Origin of the sequence: Pseudoalteromonas sp. NZS71_1 (assembly GCF_015864305.1) — a bacterium.
Lineage (GTDB): Bacteria > Pseudomonadota > Gammaproteobacteria > Enterobacterales > Alteromonadaceae > Pseudoalteromonas > Pseudoalteromonas arctica.
Genome location: NZ_JADYXM010000035.1, coordinates 1 through 873, shown reverse-complemented (window position 1 = coordinate 873; position 873 = coordinate 1). Strand labels below are relative to the sequence as shown.

Genomic DNA, 873 nt, shown 5'->3' with positions numbered 1-873 from the left:
TTAATTGACGTGGTATGGCTCCAGGTGTTGAATAAGGTAATCCAACAAGCAACCTCATTATTTGAGCTAAACTACCATTGAAACTGAGTTGGTATGGTAAATAATCACCTTTTAATGTGTGGCACATTTTTACCATCTGATATCGCACCATATTATAAGTAAGCAACACTCCCCACAGCTCTTGCTTTACAAGCGCAGGTAAGCGACTTCTTAATGTTAATCGATTACCCAGCATATATTGCTTTTGTTCGCGATAACCAAGCTCTATCTCCCAGCGGTGACTATATAAATCGCCTATATCGGCTGACGGATATTGCATCGGATCTGTCATCGATGTCATCACACTGTATGATTTACCCTTTATTTTTCGAGTCACTAACCTCGCTATTAAGGTGTCAGGCAGCGTTGGCCACATTTTTCTTGCTCTTGGGTTGCTGCTAAGTTGGACTAATTTATCATTACGCCCTAATGTTTGAATAACTTCATATTGCACATTTTTTTTCAGGGGGATTAGCCAGTGGCGTTCACTGCCAGTCGTTTGCCATTTATGTAAAAGCCCTAAAGAATAGAAACCTTTGTCGAATAAAGTGAGACTGTTATCGGGTGTGGTTTCTATAAGCTTTTCAGCCAGCACCATTTCATTGACCTTGTAATCATCAAAAGCACTCCCCGTGATTAGGTGGCTGCTTAGCTCCATTTGACACACCATTCTGACCTGTGGGTATTGTGTATTGGTCGGTTTTGTAAAGGCTTCATTGTTTTGGGGTGAGTCATCCGTACGCCAAACAACACCATCGACACCAAGCAAGGTAAGCCCATTCCAATGAGGATGATTAGCGCCATTATTCCAATGCCTTTGGGTGCATTCAAATA

At 41.7% G+C, this 873-nt stretch carries 1 protein-coding gene; it reads right to left on the bottom strand.

The features are described 5' to 3' along the window. Positions 1 to 873: IS4 family transposase (locus I6F43_RS19975; protein ID WP_197103758.1), on the bottom strand; the 873-nt coding region annotated here is incomplete at both ends.